The 24,686-nt window shown below is 44.3% G+C and carries 21 protein-coding genes; 2 read left to right on the top strand and 19 right to left on the bottom strand.

Annotated features, from left to right (window positions below; translation table 11 throughout):
• Positions 1 to 72 precede the first annotated feature (72 nt).
• The 11 genes from GT348_RS07395 to GT348_RS07345 all read right to left on the bottom strand — a co-directional run bounded on the left by GT348_RS07395 (position 73) and on the right by GT348_RS07345 (position 13,618).
• On the bottom strand, positions 73 to 495 hold the full coding sequence (locus tag GT348_RS07395) for an ExbD/TolR family protein (protein ID WP_408865161.1): 423 nt from the start codon (positions 493 to 495) through the stop codon (positions 73 to 75).
• A gap of 8 nt (positions 496 to 503) precedes the next feature.
• Positions 504 to 1,643 carry a MotA/TolQ/ExbB proton channel family protein gene (locus GT348_RS07390; RefSeq protein ID WP_236646464.1) on the bottom strand — a complete coding sequence of 380 codons (1,140 nt, stop codon included), beginning with the start codon at positions 1,641 to 1,643 and terminating at the stop codon, positions 504 to 506.
• A 1-nt stretch (position 1,644) separates the two neighbouring features.
• Positions 1,645 to 2,085, bottom strand: coding sequence for an energy transducer TonB (locus GT348_RS07385; protein ID WP_160619157.1), 441 nt, complete (start codon positions 2,083 to 2,085; stop codon positions 1,645 to 1,647).
• Positions 2,082 to 2,363 carry a hypothetical protein gene (locus GT348_RS07380; RefSeq protein ID WP_160619156.1) on the bottom strand — a complete coding sequence of 94 codons (282 nt, stop codon included), beginning with the start codon at positions 2,361 to 2,363 and terminating at the stop codon, positions 2,082 to 2,084. Before GT348_RS07380 ends, GT348_RS07385 begins: the two co-directional genes overlap by 4 nt.
• Before the next feature lie 273 nt (positions 2,364 to 2,636).
• Positions 2,637 to 3,768, bottom strand: a protein-coding gene (gene prfB, locus GT348_RS07375; RefSeq protein WP_160619155.1) for a peptide chain release factor 2 whose coding sequence is annotated in 2 segments (ribosomal slippage) — positions 2,637 to 3,698 and positions 3,700 to 3,768 — 1,131 coding nt in all. Because the reading frame shifts where the segments join, the coding sequence is not laid out codon by codon here.
• Between the two features lie 47 nt (positions 3,769 to 3,815).
• Positions 3,816 to 6,323 carry a penicillin-binding protein 1A gene (locus GT348_RS07370; protein ID WP_160619154.1) on the bottom strand — a complete coding sequence of 836 codons (2,508 nt, stop codon included), beginning with the start codon at positions 6,321 to 6,323 and terminating at the stop codon, positions 3,816 to 3,818.
• A 225-nt stretch (positions 6,324 to 6,548) separates the two neighbouring features.
• Entirely contained in the window at positions 6,549 to 8,012 is a 1,464-nt protein-coding gene (locus GT348_RS07365) for a cytochrome c (protein ID WP_160619153.1), read from the bottom strand.
• A gap of 1 nt (position 8,013) precedes the next feature.
• A complete protein-coding gene (locus tag GT348_RS07360) occupies positions 8,014 to 9,606 on the bottom strand; it encodes a GMC family oxidoreductase (protein ID WP_160619152.1) in 1,593 nt (530 codons plus the stop codon).
• A gap of 80 nt (positions 9,607 to 9,686) precedes the next feature.
• Positions 9,687 to 10,259, bottom strand: a complete 573-nt coding sequence (locus tag GT348_RS07355; RefSeq protein ID WP_160619151.1) for a sugar dehydrogenase complex small subunit — start codon at positions 10,257 to 10,259, stop codon at positions 9,687 to 9,689.
• A gap of 373 nt (positions 10,260 to 10,632) precedes the next feature.
• Positions 10,633 to 11,478: a transporter gene (locus GT348_RS07350; protein WP_236646625.1), complete on the bottom strand. Its 846-nt coding sequence runs from the start codon at positions 11,476 to 11,478 to the stop codon at positions 10,633 to 10,635.
• Between the two features lie 490 nt (positions 11,479 to 11,968).
• Complete coding sequence (locus GT348_RS07345; RefSeq protein ID WP_160619149.1) at positions 11,969 to 13,618, bottom strand: sulfatase-like hydrolase/transferase; 1,650 nt, start codon at positions 13,616 to 13,618, stop codon at positions 11,969 to 11,971.
• Between the two features lie 2,307 nt (positions 13,619 to 15,925).
• Between GT348_RS07345 and GT348_RS07335 the strand changes: the two genes are divergently transcribed.
• Entirely contained in the window at positions 15,926 to 16,345 is a 420-nt protein-coding gene (locus tag GT348_RS07335) for a winged helix-turn-helix transcriptional regulator (RefSeq protein ID WP_160619148.1), read from the top strand.
• Positions 16,346 to 17,156: 811 nt separating this feature from the next.
• Positions 17,157 to 18,242, top strand: coding sequence for an NADPH dehydrogenase NamA (gene namA / locus GT348_RS07330; RefSeq protein WP_160619147.1), 1,086 nt, complete (start codon positions 17,157 to 17,159; stop codon positions 18,240 to 18,242).
• Between the two features lie 812 nt (positions 18,243 to 19,054).
• Here namA and GT348_RS07325 read toward each other — a convergent pair.
• The 8 genes from GT348_RS07325 to GT348_RS07290 form a co-directional block, all read right to left on the bottom strand.
• Complete coding sequence (locus GT348_RS07325; RefSeq protein WP_160619146.1) at positions 19,055 to 19,444, bottom strand: hypothetical protein; 390 nt, start codon at positions 19,442 to 19,444, stop codon at positions 19,055 to 19,057.
• Between the two features lie 100 nt (positions 19,445 to 19,544).
• Positions 19,545 to 19,829: a hypothetical protein gene (locus GT348_RS07320; RefSeq protein ID WP_160619145.1), complete on the bottom strand. Its 285-nt coding sequence runs from the start codon at positions 19,827 to 19,829 to the stop codon at positions 19,545 to 19,547.
• A gap of 31 nt (positions 19,830 to 19,860) precedes the next feature.
• A complete protein-coding gene (locus tag GT348_RS07315) occupies positions 19,861 to 20,214 on the bottom strand; it encodes a hypothetical protein (protein WP_160619144.1) in 354 nt (117 codons plus the stop codon).
• A 47-nt stretch (positions 20,215 to 20,261) separates the two neighbouring features.
• The gene (locus GT348_RS07310; protein ID WP_160619143.1) at positions 20,262 to 21,929 is read right to left on the bottom strand and encodes a hypothetical protein; all 1,668 of its coding nucleotides are present in this window, start codon (positions 21,927 to 21,929) and stop codon (positions 20,262 to 20,264) included.
• The gene (locus GT348_RS07305; protein WP_160619142.1) at positions 21,922 to 22,494 is read right to left on the bottom strand and encodes a putative phage tail protein; all 573 of its coding nucleotides are present in this window, start codon (positions 22,492 to 22,494) and stop codon (positions 21,922 to 21,924) included. Before GT348_RS07305 ends, GT348_RS07310 begins: the two co-directional genes overlap by 8 nt.
• Positions 22,491 to 23,567, bottom strand: coding sequence for a baseplate J/gp47 family protein (locus GT348_RS07300; RefSeq protein ID WP_160619141.1), 1,077 nt, complete (start codon positions 23,565 to 23,567; stop codon positions 22,491 to 22,493). Before GT348_RS07300 ends, GT348_RS07305 begins: the two co-directional genes overlap by 4 nt.
• Positions 23,564 to 24,052 (bottom strand): phage GP46 family protein, encoded by a 489-nt coding sequence (locus GT348_RS07295; protein ID WP_160619140.1) that lies wholly within the window; start codon positions 24,050 to 24,052, stop codon positions 23,564 to 23,566. Before GT348_RS07295 ends, GT348_RS07300 begins: the two co-directional genes overlap by 4 nt.
• A 67-nt stretch (positions 24,053 to 24,119) precedes the next feature.
• Positions 24,120 to 24,656: a phage baseplate assembly protein domain-containing protein gene (locus GT348_RS07290; RefSeq protein WP_160619139.1), complete on the bottom strand. Its 537-nt coding sequence runs from the start codon at positions 24,654 to 24,656 to the stop codon at positions 24,120 to 24,122.
• Positions 24,657 to 24,686: the final 30 nt, after the last annotated feature.

Genomic DNA, 24,686 nt, shown 5'->3' with positions numbered 1-24,686 from the left:
ACCTCCAGCGGTACGATTAAATGCAATAACTAAGCTTAGGTGAATAAAAGACCGGAACAGTCATTTTAAACACTAAGAATGAGGCGGAACTGTGATGAAATCGACATGAGCAATGCCTGCTTCCTGGCAGGCTGCTATAATAGGCCCAATATCAGCATATTTTGCGGCACCATCACCCCTGATCTGAATTTGCGGTTGCGGTTTTTGCCCTGCAGCCTGTGTGAGTTTACTGATCATCTCAGCATGATCTGTAATAGGCTGTTCGTTCCAATAAGCCTGCCCATCTGCCATAACGGCCAAGACGATATTGCCTGCTTTGGTTTGCGTTGGGTGGTTGCGGTCAACAGGTAGATTTACCTTAACAGTATGGGTTGCAACCGGAATGGTAATGAGAAAGATGATGAGCAGCACCAGCATAACATCCACCAAAGGGGTGGTGTTAATGGCTGATACGACCTCATCTTCATCATGGTCACTCCCGCTATTAAAGGAGATAGCCATACTTACACCCGATCGCTTGGCGTAAGGGTCGTGCGGGGTGCATCGTGACTGTCACTAAATATAGCGTCATGACGGAACCCGCCAATGAGGACTGCATGCATATCAGCAGCAAAATTACGTGTCCGTTCCATAGCGGCTTTATTGCGGCGCACAAGCAGGTTGTACCCTAAAACGGCAGGGACAGCCGTTGCGAGGCCGATAGCTGTCATAATAAGGGATTCACCAACGGGGCCAGCTACTTTGTCGAGTGTTGCCTGGCCTGCAACGCCAATGGCAGTAAGAGCATGGTAAATACCCCATACGGTGCCAAAAAGCCCTACAAAAGGTGCGATGGAGCCAACTGTTCCTAAAAATGCTAAACCACCCTGCAAACGTGAGCTAATCACTTCAACTGAGCGTCGTAAAGAAAGTTCCAGCCAGGCCTGACGGTTAATCTGATTTATGACCGCACCTTTATATTGCGCGCTTGCAGCTAGCCCCGTTTCGGCAATATAGCGGAAAGGAGAATTTGTTTTAAGTGAGTGAGCCCCCTCTTCGATAGAAGGTTGGTTCCAAAAACTACGCGATGCTTCACGAGCAGCCTGAAAGAGACGAGCCTGCTCTATGAATTTGACAACCATGATGATCCATGTGCCAGCAGCCATAATGGCCATAATCAGCAATACAATGCGAGCGATCATATCGCCATTCTGCCAAAGAGCTTTTAATCCATAAGGATTGTCAGCCGGGGCTTCGGTTGTTTGGCTGTCAGAGAGTAAAGCAACCGAAGCAGCACTTTCAGGTGCAGCATCTTGTTTTTGTGTTGTCTCTTGTGGTGGGGTCGCTTCGGGATTTTGCTTATTGGATGACGTAGAAATAGGGGCAGGATGCGAAGAATCAACTTGGATATTATAATTAGTTTGAGAGGGTGCTGCATCTTGTGCAAAAGCACAGGGCGCCAGACCAGAGAGGCTCACCCCCAAAGCCAGCGCAAGGGCTTGATAACGTCTTGCTCGAGCTGGCAAAAATTTTGAGCGTGCTGAAAGACAGAACAATCTGGTCATAGATCCCAATAATCCTCGTTGAATAGCGTTGTTTGGTGGGAAAGAGACACGATCCCAAAAAATGGATATGGCAGGATATGATGAAGCTTTAAGTGTCATTTTAATCCATGCCATCAGTAAGAACGAAATCGATGTGAAGAACGTGATTATGCTCAATAACAGCCTGACCATTGACCACGGCAGGTTGATAGCGCACGGGAGAATTTTCTAAAAAGTCCATGGCACTTTCGGCAAAATCATGGCCGCCGCGAACTTTTAATATTTTACAATGAGCAGGCTTTCCATTTGCTAAAATATCACAAACAGCAGTGACATTTCCCTCTCGACTTTGCTCCTGGGCACTTAATGGATATTCAGGCTGCACATTATTAATAGGTTGTGCTCCTGCTGAATGATCACCTGGGTTTGGAGCTGCCGATTTAGCTGACCCGTTACTCTGCCCTTCTTTACCCTCATTATTTTGTGACTGACTGTGAGAGTTTTGCTTGGCCTGTGAGGAATGCTTCGTCTTTTTTTCTTTTGTAGGTTTTTTGTGCGTCACATTCTTAATAGGTTTGGGGGGGCGGCAATATTAAGTTTAGGAGGGGGGATATAAGGTTCAGGTGGCTCAATTAAAGCAGGTGCAGGAGGAGCAGCTGCCGGAGCGGCAGAAGGTGCCTGCGTAATGATGCTTGCCTGTAGAGGCGTCAGGCTGGCTGTTGCTTTTTCTGTCTGATGCCGGGTGAGGGCAAAAATGATGGCCCCAACGAGAAGTAATGCAACCCCTACTGCAATGACATAGTCAATTGGTCTATGCTGTTGGGCCACATAACTTTTCATAGTGGATCTTTTATCCTTCTTACGATCTCAGTTCAAATGAGTTGTGAGGCAAAAATTATTATCTCACCCATATTATAGCATCAAATGAGAGTCATTATCATCCTCTTTTACCATAAATAGAGGACAAAACTGATCGCTGAATGTCAAGCCCATACAGTTATTATATGGCTGTCATGTAAGATATTAATATCTTTTGAAGAGAAGAAAGACGTTATTGCCTTCCTTCTCTCCAGGTCTGATCTAAAATTTGTCACAAACCTGCTTACGATGGTGTCATTGCGCTAAAGCACTGGCTTCAGAGCGTGTACCGCCTACTCTTTGTGCTAAGGAAGCTGCCATGAAAGCATCCAGATCACCATCTAAAACAGCGTCTGGATTTCCTTTTTCAACGTTGGTGCGCAGATCTTTAACAAGCTGGTAAGGCGCTAAAACGTAAGATCGGATTTGATGGCCCCATCCTATATCTGTTTTAGAGGCTTCATTTTCAGCAGCCGCAGCTTCTCGTTTTTGCAGTTCGGCTTCATATAAGCGAGCGCGAAGCATTTCCATAGCTGTTGCGCGATTACGGTGCTGTGAGCGATCAGTCTGACAGGCAACCACAATTCCAGTAGGAATATGTGTAATACGGATTGCCGAATCCGTTTTATTAACGTGCTGTCCTCCGGCTCCAGAAGCTCTAAATGTGTCAACACGCAAGTCGGAGTCATTAACCTCAATTTCGATTGAATCATCCACAACAGGATAAACCCAAACAGAAGAAAAAGAAGTGTGACGACGTGCTGCTGAGTCAAAGGGTGAAATACGGACAAGCCGATGTACACCTGCTTCAGTTTTTAGCCAACCATAAGCATTAGGGCCGGTTACAAGAATTGTAGCGGATTTAATCCCTGCCTGCTCGCCATCGCTATTTTCAATGAGCGAGACCTTATAACCATGTTGTTCTGCCCAACGCGTGTACATGCGAAGCAACATGCTGGCCCAGTCCTGAGCTTCTGTACCGCCGGCGCCAGCATTAACTTCAAGGTAACAATCATTACCGTCTGCTTCTCCAGAAAGCATGCTTTCTGTTTCACGCTGTTGGGCTTGCTGGGCTAGCTGCCGCAAAGCTTGAGTGCTTTCTTCTATGAGAGCATTATCTGCTTCCATTTCAGCAAGCTCGACTAGCTCAAGAGCATCCTGCACATCTTTTTCAAGCTGTTCAACGCCTTCTATCTGGTTAGCGAGTAAAGTGCGCTCGCGCATAATTTTCTGCGCACCTTCTGCATCGTTCCAGAGGTCAGGGTCTTCTACACGATGATTAAGTTCTGCAAGGCGTGTTTTGGCAACATCCCAGTCAAAGATGCCTCCTCAGCAGTGCCACTGACTGCTTGATCTGGTTGGAGAGGGCTTCGGTCTCAGCCGACATCTATGTCTAACTCCACAAAATAATGGTTAAGTTTTTCTGAAGACATTCTAGTACAACCCACCCACACCAATGTCACTATTAGATGAGCTATCAGAATGAGAGACAGTACTATTTGAAGTGTCATATCCCGAAGAGGAGCTTGGTGCGGCATTATTATTGCTATAAATTTCCATATCTTCTTCAGAATCAGGAATCATATCGGCACCTGTATCACTAGCCGTTAAGCTTTGCGTGCCGGCACCAAAGCCATGTAGAGGCACAGAAGCTCCAGGGGTCTGGTCATTTTTGAACGCATCTACAGCTACGATGCGCCCTGTATTATAGCGCGCTAAAGTTATACCCTCAGGGGCAGGAAATTCACGCTGAGGCAGTTTTGATAAAGCTGCTTTCATTATGGTGTTCCAGATGGGAGCCGAAACGCGCGAGCCTGTTTCGTTACGGCCTAATGAACGTGGTGTATCAAAACCAGCCCAAACAACTGTTACAATATCGGGTGAAAAACCTGCAAACCAGGCGTCACGAAAGTCCTGACTTGTGCCCGTTTTTCCCCCGATAGGTTGGGTGATACCGATTCCGGCACGAAATCCCGTTCCCCGTTTAATAACGTCGCGCATCATAGTCACTATCTGATAGGCGCTTTGTGGGCTTGCCAAAACAGGGCGTTGATCTGTCAGTTGTGGTAGGCCGCCTTCTGGGGCGTTAAGAGAAAATCCTTCACGGCGCCACAATATGTTGCCTTGCGGGCTCTGAATATAATCTACCAATGTCGGTTTAACGACATGCCCGCCATTAGCGATAGCGGCATAAGCTGAGGCTTCTTTTAAAACAGTCGTTTCCACAGCACCGAGTGCAGCAGGCAGATAGGGTGGCATAGAGTCAACCATGCCTGCTTTAACGGCCAAATCACCTACGGCAGCCATACCTAAATAGGCTGCAACCCTGATCGTAACAAGGTTCCGGCTTTCTCTTAAGGCATCATGTAATGTTGTTGGACCCCAGTTATTATGTTCGTAATTTTTGGGATGCCAGTCGCCGAAAGAAATGGGTGAGTCCTTAAAGGTCTCAGAAGGGGAGATGCCTTTCTCCATGGCAGCGAGATAGACTAGAGGTTTAAAAGAAGATCCAGGCTGGCGCAGGGCTTGAGTAGCGCGGTTAAATTGGCTTTGCTTAAAAGACCACCCACCCACTAGGGCCAAAACACGCCCGCTATGAGCATCAATAGTGACTGTTGCTCCTTGCACCTGGGGGATCTGTTTTAGAGCAACTGAGCCATCAGCGGCAGGTTCAATTAAAATAACATCACCTGGGCGCAAAGGGTGGGCACGCCGGCTCCATGTTATGTCTGCTGCTCTTAATGATGCTGTTTTAGGCGTTTTATATTCGTTCCAACCGACTGTAACTGGTGCTTGAGTTAGCACAACAGCCAGTCGCCATTCAGTCAACATGCCTCTAGGCGGTGTTAGTTTATTAAGCTGTGCTGACCAGTCTTTTATAGTGTCTAGATGTTGGATCGCTCCGCGCCAGCCGCTATATCTGCGATCATAAGCCATAAGGCCGTTTTGCAAGGCATGGGTGCTGACTTGCTGTAAATAAGGGTCAAGACTTGTGTGAACGTCTAATCCACCCTGTAAAGCCTGATCACTGCCATACTGCGTAATGAGCTGACGCCGCACCTCTTCTGAGAACCATTCTGTTGTTGGAAGTGGTCCTGAGCGACGCCTTTTTTGTGGGATAAGAGGTTCTTGTTTGGCTGCTTCTGCGGCACTAGCAGAAATAACACCCGTTTCGTGCATCCGATCTAACACCCAGTTACGGCGCCAGAGAGCAGTATCAGGGTGTAGAAAAGGGTTATATTTTGTTGGTGATTTGGGCAATGCTCCCAGCATTGCTGCTTCAGCATCATCAAGCTGGTCGAGAGACTTATTAAAATAGGATTGCGCTGCTGCTTCAACACCATAAGCACCGGCACCCAGATAAATTCCATTAAGATAAATTTCTAAAATACGTTCTTTGGAAAGGGCTTCTTCAATGCGCATGGCCAAGAGAGCCTCGCGCGCTTTGCGTGTTAAAGTGAGATTATTATTATTTAGCAACATCACTTTTGCGACTTGTTGCGTAATGGTAGAGGCGCCAAGCGGACGTTTGCCATGACGTGCAAAAACGTCAGTCAAAGCCGCACGCGCAATGGCCATAGGGTCAATCCCCTTATGGTTGTAGAAATTTTGATCTTCTGCCGCGATAAAAGCACGTTTAACTTTGTCAGGAACGGCCGTAATAGGAACATAAATCCGCCGCTCATAGGCGAGTTCTGCCATCAACTGATCGTCAGAGGTATAAAGACGACTAACAACGGGCGGGTTGTAATGCTGTAGGGCTTCTACGCTGGGAAGGTCAGACGTTAAATGGCTATAAAATCCCAGTCCGACAAGGAGAGTGCCGACACAGCAAAAGGAAATCAGCCCTAGGACAAGAGCCAGAAAGGTTCGGTACCGCCGAAAAACTGGCTTGTGAACCGATGATGTAGGCCTTTCAGGCCGGAGAGAATTACGCGTCATTCAGATCTCTATAACATGGGCAGAGAAAGAGACGAACCTTATAACATAATTGAAAGAATAGGGGGTTTATAATGATTAAAAGAAGGTAATGAAGATTATCTTTGATGGTTTTGCCATTTTAAGCCACTATTTCTCCCGTTTTTAATTTAAAACCCGCCACAGTTAATGGCGGGTTTTTTAGTCATAAAGACCGTTTAAATTTTTGCCTCTCTGTCTATCACTGAGTCATGGGCGCCGCCGTGATTTGGAGATCATGACAAAAAGAAGAATTAGAATAACGACACCAGTAACAATACCAATTGCGGCTAAAATCGCAGCATTACGAATTAGGAAGGGTGCTGTATCGGTCGCCCTTGACGTAATGTAATTTACATCGGCGGCTTTTAAATGGGCGTTACCCTGGCCAAAGCGCTCAGTCACATAATTAGAGATAGCTGCAATTTGAGCAGGGCTTAGCCAGTTATGAATAGCCTGATATTGTTGACTAAAAGCCGGCATAACAGCTTTGTAACCGACACCCTGGCGATGTATGCCTTCATAAATTGACATAACCAGATTGGTAGGATCGTCTGCTCCTACAGCACTATTTTGTGTGAGAGAGGGAAAGATGTGATCTTCGCTTCCTTCTCCATTAATACCATGACATGCGGCGCAATTATTATTGTAAAGCATGGCACCATTAAGCGTGCTAATATCTCTATAACCGGGTTGGTCGTTTTTACTCCCACCCGTTTCATAGTGATTCCATTTATCTTCTTTTGGTTTTGTGACAGACCAGGATGTAAAGGTCTGTCCTGGCGTGCGTACGGCAGGCACTTTTCTAAGATAGGAGATAATAGCCTTAATATCGTGGTCTGTGAGATACTGAAAGCTTTGTACAATGGCCTCAGCCATGGGGCCGCCAGCTTGTGATTTACCCACAGCGCGTCCAGTTTTGAGATATGAAAATAGCTCCTGGTCGCTCCATCCACCAATACCACTAACGGCATCAGATGTAATATTGGGAGCATGCCAGTTTTGAACATAGGCGCCAGTTAGGAACTTACCCATATCCTCACTAAGCATCTGGTTGCGGGGTGTGTGGCATGTTGAACAGTGCCCAAGCCCTTCAACGAGATATTTGCCCCGATTTTCTTCCGAATTAAGAGTGGGATCTGGCTGAAATGGCTGCTGCTTAGCATAGAGAAAGTTCCAAACAGTCATGAGGCCAGGAAGATTAAAGGGAAATTTGAGCTGGGATTTTTTCTCAGGAGCTGTTTCTACAGCGGGTACATGCTGGAAATAGACGTAAAGTGCATGAATGTCATCATCGGTGATATTTGCATAGGCCGTGTATGGCATAGCGGGATAAAGGTGTCTGCCATTAGGCAAGATACCTTTGCGCACGGCATTGGCAAAATCTGTTTCTGACCATGTTCCAATGCCAAACTTTTTTGAAGAGGTAATATTGCCCGAGACAATTTCACCCATAGGCATGTGAAAGCTATAGCCACCGGAATAGAGTTTATGGCCTGATACTGTATGACAGGCAGCGCAATCTCCTGCATGGGCTAAATATTGCCCTCTGGCAATAAGAGCATTTTCAGAAACAGCATTTGATTGAGGAGCAGTTTGAGCCACGGCAGGGCCTAAGGTCATCAAACTGAGAGGAAGTGCCAATAAAGAGATAAAGAGGTTCTTCTTACTCATGTCACACCTCCTTGGCGATGATGTCAGCTGAGCGGATTGCTAAGGCAATGGCTGTGAGTGTTGGGTTAACCACACCAGCTGCAGGGATCACGCCAACTGAGGCAATAAAAAGATTATTGTGATCAAAACAGCGTCCCTCATGATTCACAACAGAATCAGAGGCCTCTTTACCCATGATCATTGTTCCCATCAAATGATCATGATTTTCTAATTCTTCATTGATGGTGATAATTTCGCCATTTAATAATTGTGCGATGTCTTTATATTCTTTGGCAATGTGATTAGCGCCACGCTTGACATAGTCAGAAGCATTGAAGGTCACTTTTAGTCCTGGAAGACCCAAACTATCTTTCCAGTCAGAATTAGGTTCTACCCGGTTAGTGGGTTCAGGCAGAGGCTCAAGAAAGCTGTAGAAATTCATAATGCGGGCTGACCAATCCAGAATCCGCTCATCTAGTGCCTTGCCCATTAACCCTTCTGAAATAGCGCGATTAGCGATGTCAATTTGCGGGTTATTATTACCTAATGTGTGTTTATTGGCCGAAAAGTCAGAGCGGAAAGCACCATCACGTGATGTCATAATTGTGGCTTGCTGCACAGGCCCTCTTCCACTCCAGACTGGTTCTGGAGCAAGAAGGCTCATGCTAATACCCACGTGATCCATAAGATTACGGCCAACCATGTCAGATGAATTGCCAATATCGTTCATCAACATGAGTTTTGCTGTTTCAAAACTATGGGCGGCAAGTACAAAATATTTAGCTGTAAGAGTGTGTTCCTGTCCTGTTGAAGTCAGGTAGCTGATAGAACGGATTTTTTTATCTTCACCTTTGGTAATTTTATGTACCACGGCTTCGCTAATTAACTTTGCACCATTTCGCACTGCCTGATCAGCCGATATTGAGCCATTATATAATGTACCAATAGGGCAAACCTGGTCACAGTTATTATTGCCCTGGCATGCCGGGCGTCCTTCATAAGGCTTATGAATACGTACGGTAGGCTCATGTACAACACTGTGGCCATGAGGAATAAGCGCTTTTTTGAGTAAAGTACTGTTATAGACGTCTTCTTCAGCATTAACCGGATAAGGCTGTGAACGATGAGGATAAGCCTGCCCAGGGTTCTTGCCTGATTGATCCTCACTATCAGAGCCAGCAACACCTATGGCATATTCTGCACGGCAATAATAAGGTTCAAGGTCATCATAGCTGATTGGCCAATCACGCCCGACGCCATAAAGTGATTTTATCTTAAAATCATTGGGAATATAGCGCCAGGTTGCGCCACCCCAATGCCACGTTGTGCCCCCAACCAGTTTGAGCATGCCGGGTTGTTCACGAAAATTACCTATATTTTTAATATAGCCTGGCTGGTTACTTGTAGGTGCCCAAGGATTATTGGGATAAGCGTTGTTACGGTCATAATGGCGGCCAGAATTGCGGAAATTTTCCAAAATTTTCCAGCGTGGTGTATTGGGGCCAGCCTCTAACAGAATAACTGATTTGCCTTGTTTAGCTAATTCGTTAGCGACATTAGAGCCGCAGGCTCCTGAACCAACAACGATAACGTCTGCATCATATTCAATGGCCAAGACACGACCTTTCTTGATTTATTAAACGTGCTTTATAAAGCGTTTTTTACTTAAAGAATTTACCGGAAAATAAGCCAGTTTCACTCTGAGGGAAGATGAGCCCAATAACCGGTGCTCCAACGAGAATAAGTTGGGATCGGTGTGTATTTTTGGGTCAGCTGATATGTGAGGGCCTCTCTATAGGCTACAAACTCAACATTATCTTCAGATGAAAGTTCAACAGGTTGACCTGCATAGCCCAGATAAAGAGCAGAGATTAGCTTCTGGGCAGCAATTTTAATGTCACCATCAAAACCAGGCGCGTCTTGTAAAGCTTCTATATCAGTGATGTTATTTTTAGTAATAAACTCTGCCAGTGCTTCAATATGATCTGGAAACTGGGCATCGGTTTTTGTAATGGCCCAGCCGGCGCGTTGGGCAAGAGAGGGTGATATTTTCTTTGCTGTGACAAATTCTGCCATATGATGGATGTTAGTAATAGATTTGTCTTTAGCGTTATTATTTGTTTCTTGTGCTAAAGTTAGTTTGGGAAAAGACAGAACAATTCCAGCGCCCATTACGGCGGTAGAGCTCAAAATGAAATGACGGCGCGATAAAGCTTTGTTTGCTATAAAAGGAACAATCCTTTTCTTTCTTTGCACTTCGTCTTCCACAGTCTCGTAGCTCCTTTGCTCATTAAGACACGTTGTTTAAAGCTTGATTAGCTAATCTAAGCTCAAACTACTATTCACTATGATGAGAGAGACAGTGAGGTAAACAGATTGTTACTATTTCAAATTAGGATCGGTTGACAATAAAGGGAGCCCAATCGTAAGGGCAGCGAAATGAATAAAGCCAGTGAAATATATTTCACTGGCAGCGATTAAGTTAGAAATATACACGATTATTGACCGAAACCTAGCCAAATAGAGAGTAGAAAACGAATTGGCGTTTTAAAGTGATTTTATAGCTGTTTACTTTAGGGTATAAATCACAATTTTACGGCGTTAATAGAAGAAAGCCTTTAATTAACATAAATAGTGGCGTTTAATAGCGGGAGAATATGGCTCCATCCCAGAGATAGGCAAATTTAAGATAATAGGCATCCGTTTCGGGGACATTCCGCCCTTCTACAGAGTGTGAATAACGCGCTGTTATGTTCATAGAGGACGAGATATTCCACATTAACCCAACGCCCAGAGCAATTTCACGGCTGTTTGTATCAGGCACAGACTGATTTAAGGTATAATCATATAAACCTTGCGCATTTTGCCAGTCAAAAGCAAAAAATGGTTCAAACTCGTGGCTTGCTTTCCAGCTAAAGCGTAAATTTGTAAAAAATACTGTGCCAGGATGATAGGAATGCTGGCCTTTAATATGTTTTGTTGAAGCGGGAACACCACCAAAATCGCCATCAAAACTAAAATTATCCCACTCATAATCGAACATGCCACTTATAATAGCTGACCAGTAATTATTGGCGATATCCTGCCTTGTGCCTGAAGGGGTTTGCATAAAAACCTGCATGCCCAATGTGCTCTTTTTATTGGGTTTAAACCATACAGCCGGTCCTGTAATCGTAGTGCCAAGGCCGCCGTAATTTTTACCATTAGCGAGGATAAAACTCTCAGTTTGAATGACTTCATAGGCAAAGCCAATGCCGGGGACGGAATCAAAACTCCAGAAATGAACATATTTGCTCATACCGGACCAGCTATGGTTACCATTACCTCCGTGGCGCTGGCCTTTATTATTATAATGTAACCCGGCAGCGTTACCATCGCCATATTCTACAAAGGCATTGAACGGTTTGAAATCAACGGGAAGATCATATTCATGAGGGCCAATGACCCCAAGTGTAATATCGGCTGCGTGAGATTTATGTCCGCTCATTAAAATGATTATTGATAATATTGTGCTTAAAAAACAGAAAGATAAAGGGAAGCTCATCATAATCCCTCTTTTTTGTGAGGCGCTTTCGATAATGTCCTTTTCGAAGGCTTTGTTAATAAGATAAAGTTTCACAAGAATATTCTGTCAATATGAGACGCCTAAATCATTATATCTATAGATATAATTAACAATTTTAATCAAATATATGTTACTAAGATATTTTGTAATGTAATATAATTATTTCATAATTTTTGATGAAAACTATGTAGCTATATTCAATAATAAGACTATTAATTTAATCTTAGAAAATAATGCCGTTGGATTCTGTCTGGCTGAAGAGGCAAAATTTTTACCAGAAATCTCTAAAAGCCAGCATATAGCGCCCTGATGATGGCGTGATCGCACGTCATTAACGAGTAAACTTAAAAGGCTGGTCTGAGTAAAACAGACCAGCCCTCCTGGAATCATGAAAACAATTTACGTTTCAACGTTATTGCTTTTTTCTTTTAGGTTGTGGGATTTTGTCATAATCAAACGCTATGCCTGAATTAACGACGCGGTCGTGCGACTTAATATAGTCTAGACCTTTTTGGGAAACACCATACCCCATCATTGTGAGTAGAAGATACTTATTCTGAGGAGAGGCAAAATAGCCATTATCACTACGCAATGTCTCGGCCTGCTGACAATAATTAGTATGATTGTCGCCTGCTAGATAGATGCCTATTTTATATTGGTCGTACCCACCATCATAAATACCATGTTCCCCTAAATCAGGGCTTCTTAGAAGCTCGCCATGATCTGGACTATATAGCAACGTAAAATCACCCAGATATTTTTTGCTTAATTCAATAATCTCATTAATTGAGTGATCTGTGTGGTGAATAGCCTGATTATAACTCCCGGCTGTAGGAAGTGCTTTTACATCTTCTTTTCTTACTCTTGCTATATAATCTGTGTGACTTCCCATCAAATGAATAATGATAAAATAAGGCTTGCTTTTATCCAGAGAAGAAAACTCTTTTTTTACCATAGGTAAAAGCATTTGATCTCTCTGTTTTTTGAGAGAATATGCCATATTTGTATCATGGGGCATCAAATAGTGATCAGCAAAATGGCCTAAAAATCCATAGGAACTGCCGTAAACATTTGTACCTTCCTGTGCCCCCATCCAGTAGGTTATGTAACCATTATCCTTTGCCAGTTCGATCAGGTTTTTCTCTTTCAAGAGTTTGTTAGGATGGTCAGCATCATAAAATGACAAAAGCATCGGTACTGCATCACGGGTTAAATTCGCTCCAGAATGTACTTTTGGAATAAAACACACTTGGCCTTGATTATATAGATTTTTAAGATGCGGAGTCGTTTCGTAATCCCGGTACCCATAGAGATTATGGTGCAATGCAGAATCAGACTCACCAACAATCATCACAATATGACGCACTTTTGGTGTGTTTTTTGACGTAATAACAGGATCTGTAACGTCGTGCCCCTTGAGTGAAATAGGAACACTTTTAAAGTGGCCTGTATTATAGCTCAGGGCGAGAGTAAGTTCTGTTAAGGTTATTCCTAGGTAACCCGGCGTTAAACCGTAAAGATAACCATATAATTCAGCGTCACCATTAATAACAAATTGCTTTTTAAAATGATCGTACACAAGCGCGTTTTTGTAAAGATCCTCCACGCCAATATCAGATTTTAATAAAATTCTGCCTCCTAACATAGTACCAAAGCAGGCAAGTGAGACTGCCGCCACTTTGGGTCGGTTAAAAGCGGCCTTCCATGTAATAAACATCAACAAAGACTGTAGGATGATCACAGATAGAAAAACCTGTAATGGGACAGCCTCTATCATGGTAAAAACATCATCAATCGGTGAGCCGGCAATGGCCACACAGATCTCAAAAGATGTCTTGTGATACATAAGAACAATATAAATATTAAATTCTATAATCAGAAATATGAAAAAGCTTAGTATGACTGATAAATATCTACCAATTGAGAGCAAAAAGATTGGTAATATCAGGGACATGACAAAAAAGATCGGATCAAAATCCAGATCCTTAACGCGTAGGGCAATAAATAACGTCGATACTGTATAAAACAGCATATACAATAAAATATAATATATTTTTTTCATATTAATGTTGTCTTGATGTTAAAGAATGACGATTATCATATTTCAATTAAAGATCAAAAATAAAATTTGAAAAACATTTAAAGCACTAATATAAAATGTATTTTAATCTACTTCATAAAATATGATAATTCGTCTTCCATGCTAAATAAACTTGTTGGTTAACAAGCTATTGTTAGTTCTATTGAAAATTTTGTAATAGCGTCAATTATTTTTATTTTTTGAAGTTTTTATGAAGAATAGACGCTGAACTATCTTTCAATGAAAAGCGCTTCCTTTTTGATGCTGTTTTTTCATTGTCAAAGTGCAGACTGCCTGTCTTTCTAAGAGCGGGCATTGCTCCAAAGCTTCTGATGGTGGCATATGCTGTTTTTAAGCTCTTGACCCTCAGCCCTGGTTTAATCAATTGCTTGTATTATTTTGAGCATCTTTGATCATATGATTCAGATATTTTATCTGGCGATGCTCTATTCTGGCTAAAGCTTGTCTTTCCTTTTGAGTTTAGAAATTACCGTTTCGTAGGTTGGTGCCCTGTCAGTGTTAATCATCTCAGGCTTTTCCTCTCTTGTCTAAAAAACGTTAGGCCAGTTTGACGTTTCTAGTCGTCGACAGGTGAAAACCAATTTATTGCCGCATTTGCTAACGGCCCGATATAGATAGTTTTAGACCTCTTTGACCTTAATATATGTTTTGTCTGTTTCACTTGTGTAACGTGACAGAATTTTTAACTTTTTGGGACGGAATTAATTAGATCAAAAAACGGTTGAAACAGTTTTGCAAATTTATATTTACGTCCGTCTTTCTTATTTAATAAGAAGCAAAAAGTGAGGGGTGATCAGATTTGAGTCATAGTGGTTTTGGTGGAAGGGCTTAATGGTCGGATAACCAAAGCCTGGGGTGAAATAACCTGCTTTATGCAGGCGGGGGAAAGGGTCATTAACAGTCAGATAGAGCTTAATGATGCAAAACTGGCTAGATATGGTTTGAGCGCATTAGCCGTATATTATTGAAGATAGAAGAAAAGGAAGGGCTGTCTGTCGGTAAAAAAGGCCGTTCTTAGAAAATTATTTTTATAAAATGGTATAATTTTGGGTTGCTAAAATGATCGGCATGGCGGTCATGTTGGTATTGGTATTGGTATTGGTATTGGTATTGGTATTGGTATTGGTATTGGTATTGGTATTGGTATTGGTATTGGTATTGGTATTGGTATTGGTATTGGTATTGGTATTGGTATTGGTATTGGTATTGGTATTGGTATTGGTATTGGTATTGGTATTGGTATTGGTATTTGATATCTTATTGATAAATATTAAAGTGAAGTAGGATATTACTGCACGGCGAATATGAATATTGGCTCATATTTGAGGTTAAACTAATGCTGAGTTAACTGGCCCTATAAAATATGGTTGCGTATAATATGACACTAGATTTTATTGAATCTGTCCATTTAGGCGCAAAGGGAATAAAGATTCCATCTGAAAATATGGTTCATAAAGAATGATTGAAAGAGGCTTAAATTAATTAGGACCTTCTTCTTAATAACCTTTATGCCCAAGGTTATTTATCCTGGACAGCCATAGCAGGGCTTTCAGTTACGGTTAAAAAACCAGCAGAAACTCCCTTGCAATATTCTTGAGTTATAGAAGTTATTTTTTAGGTTTGAGGCACAATTTCGGTTGCTTTTTGCATTTATATTATCTGGCAAATTGCTCATTTTTATCCTTTTAGCATCCTGACTATATGCGCATCTAAAATAAGGTGGTTATGGTTCGGGAGCGGAATAGGACTTTCTGTTCAGGGTCTTTTCAGTAACATAGGCTGACGTGATGTCATGACTGATACACCTAATTTACTTATCCCTTACTGCTTGTTTTCTGGTTTTCAGGTGGTTGGTTGCGGCGGCCTGTTTTGATGAATAAAAAATGCGGCGTTATTAGCTGATCTTGGTAATTTTCTGAAGGGTATGTTGGTAGTGTGGCACGCTCGTTCTGTCTGCTTTTTACTGCTTGCTTTCTTGTCTCGATGTGACTGTCTGCGGTGGCTTATTCTTGTGGAGTAAAAAGCGCAGTATTGTTAGCTAACCCCGTTAATTTACTAAAGAAGAAGCTGGTGGTTTGATTGCATGAAAAGCAATAATGCAATCCTGATGAAATGTAATTAGCTTACCTGCCATTGTTTCTTGCCATTCAAAATAGAGAAAATATGTCTTGTTATGAAATGATTTTAGTTTGAACAAGAAATGGGTACTATCTTATGATAGTGTCATATGAGGCTGTACATATCAAAAATGAACTAAAGGAGCACATCATGCAAAAAAGAATGCGTAACTTTGATGGCGTTCCTGGCTGTTCTATGGAAGCGGCCCTACATATTTTGGGTGGTAAATGGAAAGGTGTTATTCTTTATCATCTGTTTACGGACGGAACACTTCGCTTTGGTGAGCTTTTCCGTGCGCTTAGGGGGATTAATCAGCGTCTTTTAACCAGGCAGCTGCGTGAGCTGGAAGAACACGGACTTATCACCCGTAAGGTTTATCCTGTTGTGCCACCCCATGTGGAATATTCGCTGACTGAAGAGGGGCGGACACTTCATGATCTTATTATGGGGCTTAGTGTGTGGGGCCGGGGATGGCTGGAGCGGCGCGGTATGCGTACTGCCAAAGATGAAGATTTTGACGTGCTGAAACATGCTGCTGAAAAAAGACCGGTATTACCCGATAAAAGCTGAATTTTTTTGAAAATGTGATGTACTTCTGTTTAAAATCGCGATATTGGGGTCGAAACTACGAAACTACGAAACTACGAAACTACGAAACTACGAAAAAAAACTACGAAACTACGAAACTACGAAACTACGAAAAAAAAAAAAAAAAAAAAAAAAAAAAAAAAAAAAAAAAAAAATACGAAACTACGAAACTACGAAACTACGAAACTACGAAACTACGAAACTACGAAACTACGAAACTACGAAACTACGAAACTACGAAACTACGAAACTACGAAACTACGAAACTACGAAACTACGAAACTACGAAACTACGAAACTACGAAACTACGAAACTACGAAACTACGAAACTACGAAACTACGAAACTACGAAAACTACGAAACTACGAAACTACGAAACTACGAAACTACGAAACTACGAAACTACGAAACTACGAAACTACGAAACTACGAAACTACGAAACTACGAAACTACGAAACTACGAAACTACGAAACTACGAAACTACGAAACTACGAAACTACGAAACTACGAAACTACGAAACTACGAAACTACGAAACTACGAAACTACGAAACTACGAAACTACGAAGATGTGCTTGCACTCTGTCAGAGTGCCTTTGTTATAAATACTCATAAATACCATAAAATAAATTCTACCTGATTTTAAAATGAATATAACGATAAAGATCATTCTGTTCAGTTACATTTATGGAACTATGTATAAATAAGGTTACTAACGGTGTTTTATTCCCGTATTGCTCTCAAAGATATGAATATTATTGTCTGGGTATTCACTTAATCCCGGAGAGTTTATGTCACTTCTTTTTGCTCCCCTTACAATCAGAAATATTGAATTTAAAAACCGTATTGCCATGTCTCCCATGTGCATGCATTCAGCTGATGAGAACGGTAATGTCACTGATTTTCATCTGGTTCATTATGGCGCGCGTGCGCTGGGGGGTGCGGGGCTTATCTTTCCCGAAACATGTGCCGTCTTGCCAAATGGACAGCTTGGTCCGGGTGATCTTGGTATATGGAGTGACAGCCATCTTCCTGGCCTAAGCCGACTTGTTGATGTCATTCATGATATGGGTGCCAAAGCAGGCATACAGATTGGCCATGCTGGTCGTAAGCAGGGTTTTTTGCAAATGAATTCAGTTGCGCCATCTGCCATTGCTTATTCTGCTAAAGAAGCAGTGCCGCAGGCGCTCACTCTGGATGGTATATATGAAATTATCCAGTCTTTTCGTGATGCAGCTATTCGCGCCCGTAAAGCAGGGTTTGATGTTATCGAAATACATACAGCCCACGGTTATTTGCTCAATGAGTTTCTTTCACCCCTGGCGAATGTAAGAGAAGATCAATATGGGGGCAGTCATGAAAAACGTTATCGCATTGTACGCGAGATTATAGATGTGGTTCGAAAGGAGTGGCAGGGGCCTTTATTTGTACGTATCTCCTCAAGTGATTATTTCGAAGGCGGAAATACTCCAGAAGATTTTTTACATTATGGCCGCTGGATGAAAGAACAAGGCGTTGATCTGATTGACTGCTCTTCTGGTGGGGTCGTGCCAGCGACGGCAAGCAATGTTTTTCCTGGTTATCAGGTTCCGGCAGCAGAATTATTGCGTAATTCACTGGGGATTAAAACGGGCGCAGTTGGACTAATTCAGACAGGCCGTGAGGCAGAAGAAATATTGCAAAATGGCCGTGCCGATATGGTGCTGATTGGTCGTGAGATGCTTAGAGACCCATTCTGGGCACGCTCAGCGGCAGATGACCTTCAGGTCGCTATACCGGTTCCACCGCAATATACAAGATATGGCACGGTATGGCAGCGCTCACAGCCTAAATTACCTGATGCTCCTATGGATGTTACAGTCAGGCGCAGTAAATAATGGGCTTTTTATTATTTCGAAACAGGAATAAAATAGGATGTTGGGGGAGTGAGACCCCCCATTTGTTACATGTTTAAGGGTCGTTATAACTCAAAAAATGGTCTTTTCTGAAAAAGTATTTTGTTAGTCACGCATATTTGTCAGCTTGTAATGGCTGGTGCGGGGAGTGAGTTATATGAGTGACAGGCCTGGCATGAGGTAGATGGTCTTGCCCTGTTTTAAAGTAATTTCTGTGCAGGGTGGGAGAGGGGAAGATAGATGCTTCGGATAAGACAGGCTTGTAGTCAGTATTACTCAGCAAACAGTATTTTTGGAAAGTATTTTGTTAATCACACATATTTGTCGTCTAGTAATGGCTGGTGCGAGGAGTGAGTTACATTAGTGACAGGCCTGGCATGAGGTAGATGGATTTGCTCTGTCTTATGGTAATTTCTGTGCAGGGTGGGGAGAAGAAAAGATAAGTGTTTCGGATAAGGTGAACTTGTAGTTAGTGTTACTCAAAGAATAGTATTTTCTGGAAAGTTTTTTATTGAATATACATATTTGTCAGCTTGTAATGGCTGGTGCGAGGAGTGAGTTACATTAGTGACAGGCCTGGCATGAGGTAGATGGTCCTGCCCTGTTTTAAAGTAATTTTTGTGCAAAGTGGGAGAAAGAAAAGAAAGTCATCAGAAACTTTCTGCACGTGTTAATCAGGCAAAGATTTAATATTGAAATGTTGTTTGTTGCTTCAAAAGGAAATATTTCGTCATATTATATTATGACAGGATTTTAGCAGCGGTAAGAACTTTAAAACAAGGCTAAAATCAGTTTTAGCCTTGTTTTTTAATATGAGCCATGGCCTCTTTGGGAGGGGGAAAAACGGGTAGGTCTCTAAATTCCGTCAGAGGATAATTATGTTTCGCTTCCAGAATATTAATTTCCCGGCGGGCGGTTAAGGCCGCAGAGTGGTAGATTTTTAATATTTCTTCCCGTCCGTAAAATCTGTGCCATAGACCTTCTATTTCATCAGTTAGGGCTATGACACGGTCAGTTAGGTCTCTTTCTCTCATCAAAGCTAGATGGAGCTGTTTGTTATTATGATGTTGTGAGAGCAGGCGGCTTTTGGCCATTTGGCCTAGCCAACCCGTTAGGGTGCCGCACAGGCCACATATTAGCCCCTCATTTTGTTTTATGACAGTTAGTAAGTCCATTAACGGCATAATGATCTGAGGCTTTCTCCTGGAGGGGCTGAATGTGGCTCTTTTTGCAAGAGCCTATTCTGACTATTTGCTATGATTATTGGATATCGCGTCAGCTATTTTAATCAGCTAGTTTTTTGGCCGTTACATTTGATGGTTTATCTGATGTTTTGTCAGAGGCACGGTCTTTGCGTGTGGGAACGAGTTCGGGATAAGTGTGGCTAATGAGATATTGGCCCTCGTCATTAGCAACCCATGCCGTATTGCCCCATAAATCTGGGTTGTCTTTGGCTGTGGGCAGGTCATCTAATGAAGGCGCCGTTGCTATCACCACGATATAGCCTGCTTGTTGCCAGCCTAAAGATTTTGTGCGGTAGCAGGCGTAATTTATGGGATTGGTTTCCATGTTTTGTTTTTCCTTCTGAAATTTAAATGAATTATATGAGCGAGATGATGGCAACGCCGTCAAAACCGCTGCCCCCGCGACAAAAATTACCGGCTAGTCCCGTATCATAGGCACCACCACCGCCAGCACCAAAGCCACAGGCATTAATGCCGCCACCGTTCCCGGCTCTGCCACCACCACCCCAGGGGCCATTTGCGCCATATCCAGTAGGGGCTGCAACGGGGCCGGTTTGTCCATCACCGCCCCAGCCACCAGCAGACCAGACTACAGAATTAGCACCCCCATTTACACCGCCACCGCCACCGCCTGCCGAGCTGAAGGTGGAGTTCCAGACCCCGCCAAATCCACCCTGAGCCGTTGCGACAACATTGCCATTAATTGACAAAACAGTATCGCCGCCATTACTGCCGTCACCCCCTGTTGAGTCAGGGCCTATGGCTCCTTTACCAATGACCCAGCTGATCTGATCTCCGGGGAGACGGAAATTTGAACCTTGAGATAGCCTCCGGCACCGCCTCCTGCTGCATAAACTGACTCTTGAAGTGATCGCCCCTGACAACTACCGCCAGCACCGCCACCACCGACAATTTCGGCAATAAGCTGCGTAACACCATCTGGCACTATCGTGCTGCCATTTTGCGTGGCGGTGAGGGGTCTGCGGATTAATGAGGCATAATAGGCTAGGTAACCTCTGGCGCCCGTTTCATCCCAGTAAAAGGCATGGCCTGACGCACTGGTATGAAGTCCACGCCCAGCTTTGTCAGTTGAACCCATGCCTAATGTGCCAGAAACGAGCGTGGCTTCAGCAGACTGGGCACGGGCTGTCTCGTCAGTAATATCCTCAACTCGTGCTGTAATGAGGCTTTGATCTGTTCCAATATTTGCCTGTAATCTGGGACGATTTTTGTCAATTTTATTGGCCCAGATATTGGTGACACGCAGATCCCCATCATTATAGCCATGCCCTGTAATGGCATCTGCTTTAAAATTTTGCAGATCAACACTGACAGTGGTGACATCTTTATAATAAGCAAGGTCACCTTTTGTGCCGTCTATGTCCCAATAATTGGGGCGGCCTGACGTACTAGTATGAAGTCCACGCCCGGCCTTGTCATTGGGGCCTGTGCCTAATGTGCCAGAAACAAGCGTGGCTTCAGCAGACTGGGCACGGGCTGTCTCGTCGGTAATGTCCTCAATACGTGCTGTAATGAGGCTTTGATCTGTTCCAATATTTGCCTGTAATCTGGGACGATTTTTGTCAATTTTATTGGCCCAGACATTGGTGACACGCAGATCCCCATCACTATAGCCATGCCCTGTAACGGCATCTGCTTTAAAATTTTGCAGATCAACACTGACAGTGGTGACATCGTTATAATAAGCAAGATCACCTTTTGTGCCGTCTGTGTCCCAATAATTGGGGCGGCCTGACGCACTAGTATGAAGTCCACGCCCGGCTTTGTCGGTTGAGCCCATGCCCAATGTGCCAGAAACAAGCGTGGCTTCGGCAGACTTGGCGCGGGTTGTTTCGTCAGTGACGTCTGAAAGATAGGCAAGGTCGCCTTTGGCACCGCTATCATCCCAGTAAAAGGCATGGCCTGAAGCACTGGTATGAAGTCCACGTCCGGCTTTGTCATTGGGGCCTGTGCCTAATGTGCCAGAAACAAGTGTGGCTTCGGCGGATTGGGCGCGGGCTGTTTCCTTTGTGACATCTTCAATACGCGCTGTAACGAGTGTTTGGTCTGTTCCAACGTTTGCCTGTAATCTGGGGTAGTCCTTATCGTTATTAGCCCAGATATTGGTAATGCGCTTATCATTATCACTATAGCCATGCCCTGTAACGGCGTCTGCTTTAAAATTTTGCAGGTCGTTATCAACAGTGGTAACGCGGCTATTGAGGGCGTAATCACCGGCGGGCTGAACGGTTTTTAGCGCATCTGTAATATCGCATACTTTGTGGATAAGGGGGTTGAGCAGAAATTCATCAATTTCGGTGCCCAACTGCTTACCGGGTATGAGGTTTTGTGTTTCTGGCCGACCCTGAGAGTCTTGCCTCATATGTGTGGCATTGGGGAATGTGGGCCAGTTTAACTCAACCATTGAACCAGGATCCTTTACGCAAAAAATAAACCTCGCTATCCGCAGGTTTTAAAAAGTTGAAAAATTGCCGTATTTTGCGAGCCTGCTCGTCAGTTGTCTCATCAGGGAGTATCACGATCCACTGAAAAGCCACTGAAGGTGCGGCAAGCTCCTTGGTGCCGCATATTGTGCCGCCCACAAGGGGGGCATCTGGCTCCCATAACTTAATGTCACAGCCCAGTTTTTTGGCCAGCTCTTTGTAAAAATCGGGCCTTTGATTGCCTCTTGCGGTCCATCTTTGTTGCAGAAGGGCACGCCATTCATCATCTGTCAGATTATTTTCATCACGGCCTAAAGGGTCGGTGCCCAAAACATCGCGATAATCATCAAGCAGCAAATGGGCCGTGCCCGGGCAGATTTCTGTAGCAATAGAGGCGATGTCACCCTCTAGCGTTTCACGCGGGAGAGCCAAAGCGTGCATTAATGATTTGATATTGGGGCCGTGCCAGGCAGGGCCCCCAGGCAAAAGGTCACTATGCCATTCTTCAGCAATTTCGGCGGCTGAGCGTGGGGGCGCAATGCTCATGACGCGCCCCATTCAATATGTGTCAGGGTTGGTATGGTGTCGGAGGGATATGAAATATCTCCAGGTGGAGATTGTAAGGCTGCATAGGGGCCAGCCGCGATAAAAAGGGCATTTTCGAGCATGGCCCGATAGAGCGTGCCCCCTATGCCTACACTGGCATAAACCGTTGATAAGGCAGAATGAACTTTCTCTCTTATGGGGCCGGTATCGGGTTTTATGGTAACAGTGACCTCTTCATTTTTGATGACAGCGCCGTAAATTGTGGCATTGCCGCGTATGGGCCGCACGGAATCTATATTATCTTGCAGGCGTTTGACTTCGTCATCGCTTGGGGTGCGGGGGCCGCTCATGGCAACAATAATGCCCACCGTGCCTGGCCCTGTATAAGAGGGCACGACATTAACGTAACTGGCCCCAAATTGTTTGGCCCACTGAATATAATCGTCTTTCGAACCACCCTGATATGGTTTGCGAATGGCGTTCAAAATGCGTTGACGCCATGTTTCGGTAGGCTCGATATCGTCTCCGCCAGTCAGGCCGTTCTGATCGACGGTAACAGTGCGGATACCGGCAACAGGCTCAATTAATGACAGGCTAGAATGTGGTGCCAGATTGCCCGCTGTACCCCTTTGCACACATGTGACGGCGGCAGAGACTGACTCGCCTGCCGTGAGGCTGACAGCCTCATTTAAAGCCCATTGCACTGTGCCATTATTGGTTAGGATTGTGCCCCCAGGCAAAGAGGCATCGCTTTGTGCCGTAATAATGACATGACCCAGAGCAGACTGGGCACTGCGGCGGGGAACGCCCCATATTTGGCCGTGCTGGGGTAATAGCCCGCCTGGTCCTGTTGTGGCGGTGGTGGGCAGAACCTGTAAAAAACGGTCTCTGATATAGAGATATGTTTCATAATCCGCCATGGATTTGGCCGCTGCCAGAACCTGCTCAAATGTGCCGGGTGCTGTTGGGTCCAGTTTGACAGTAGAGCCATCAGAGGCAATGAAATCTGTCTGCGAAAAGGCGGTGACGTAGCGCTCTGCCAGCTGTGTGGGGGTTGGAATAACAACGCTCATGCTGTTTTTACTTTCTGTGTGACGGTTGTCTGATCTCCCTTGACCTGAACCACCAGCTCAGACCGTCTGTCATCACTCCAGTGAGCGGAGACAGTCAGCTCCTGATTATGGTAAGTACCAATATCGGAGACAGAATCAGTGGCATAATCCATGGCTGACAGACGGGTGGCCTCATTGCGTTTGGCGCGTTCCAAAAGCCATAATTTTGAGCCAAATCTCTGGCCATTTTCCTGGAAAATATCGCCAGCCCAGCCGCGACGCCCTCCAAGGGGGGTAGGTTGCCTGTCTGATGTGGTCAGAAGTGCCGGGAGAGAGTCATCTTCATCAGCGCGCCTATCAGAGCATAGAGCCAGTAAGAGGGAGGATGAGATGGTCCGGTCAAGTGAAATGCTGCCCTGCCCATTACCGCGAGGGGTAATGACCAGGTCACATCTTCCATCTTGATGAGGGCCTATATGAAGTGTGACAGAATTATCGCTAATCATACTCTCATAAATAGAGCAGCTTCTATTCTGGTCTCAGGGGCCAGAACGATACCCCGATTATGAGCGGTTATTGTGGCGGGGTGGTTTTGGCGCCACCGGCCTGAACACCGCCATGAATATGGTTATTGAGCGAAGTTTTGTCGGTCGTGACATCGCCCGTAGCGTGGATATTGCCCTTGATGCTGATACCTGTTTCATCCAGTGTCAGAATGGGGCTTCCCTTAACCTGTACAATGAGCTGGCCCACCACATCTATTTCAGCAACGGCACCATCACGAAAAATCAGCCTCTGGCCCGCACTGTCATAAAGCACGCTCTCACCTTCTGCCAAATCACCAAGCCTTGCTGCGGCAGGGTTGGAGGGGGGAAGGGCCATAAGGTCAGAAGGATCGCCCCCTGTGCTAATAACATGGGTGACGGCCCCATCAAGCGGTGCATGTGAGGAAAAACCAAAAGGAAAATGAACAGGCACCCGCGTTCTGGTTTGGCCTGCATGGATATTAAGATCAAGCTGCTGCTCTGCACCATCATCATAAATGGCTCTGACAACGGCATGTGATATGAGTGACCTGATAGAGTGATAAATATCAAAGAGTTGTTTCATTTTTGTATCACCGATTTAGGGCACCGCGCT

It is taken from the genome of Aristophania vespae (assembly GCF_009906835.1).
GTDB classification, from domain to species: Bacteria; Pseudomonadota; Alphaproteobacteria; order Acetobacterales; family Acetobacteraceae; genus Aristophania; species Aristophania vespae.
Note: the sequence above shows the minus strand (reverse complement) of the source record. Positions and strands in the feature narration are given on the sequence as shown.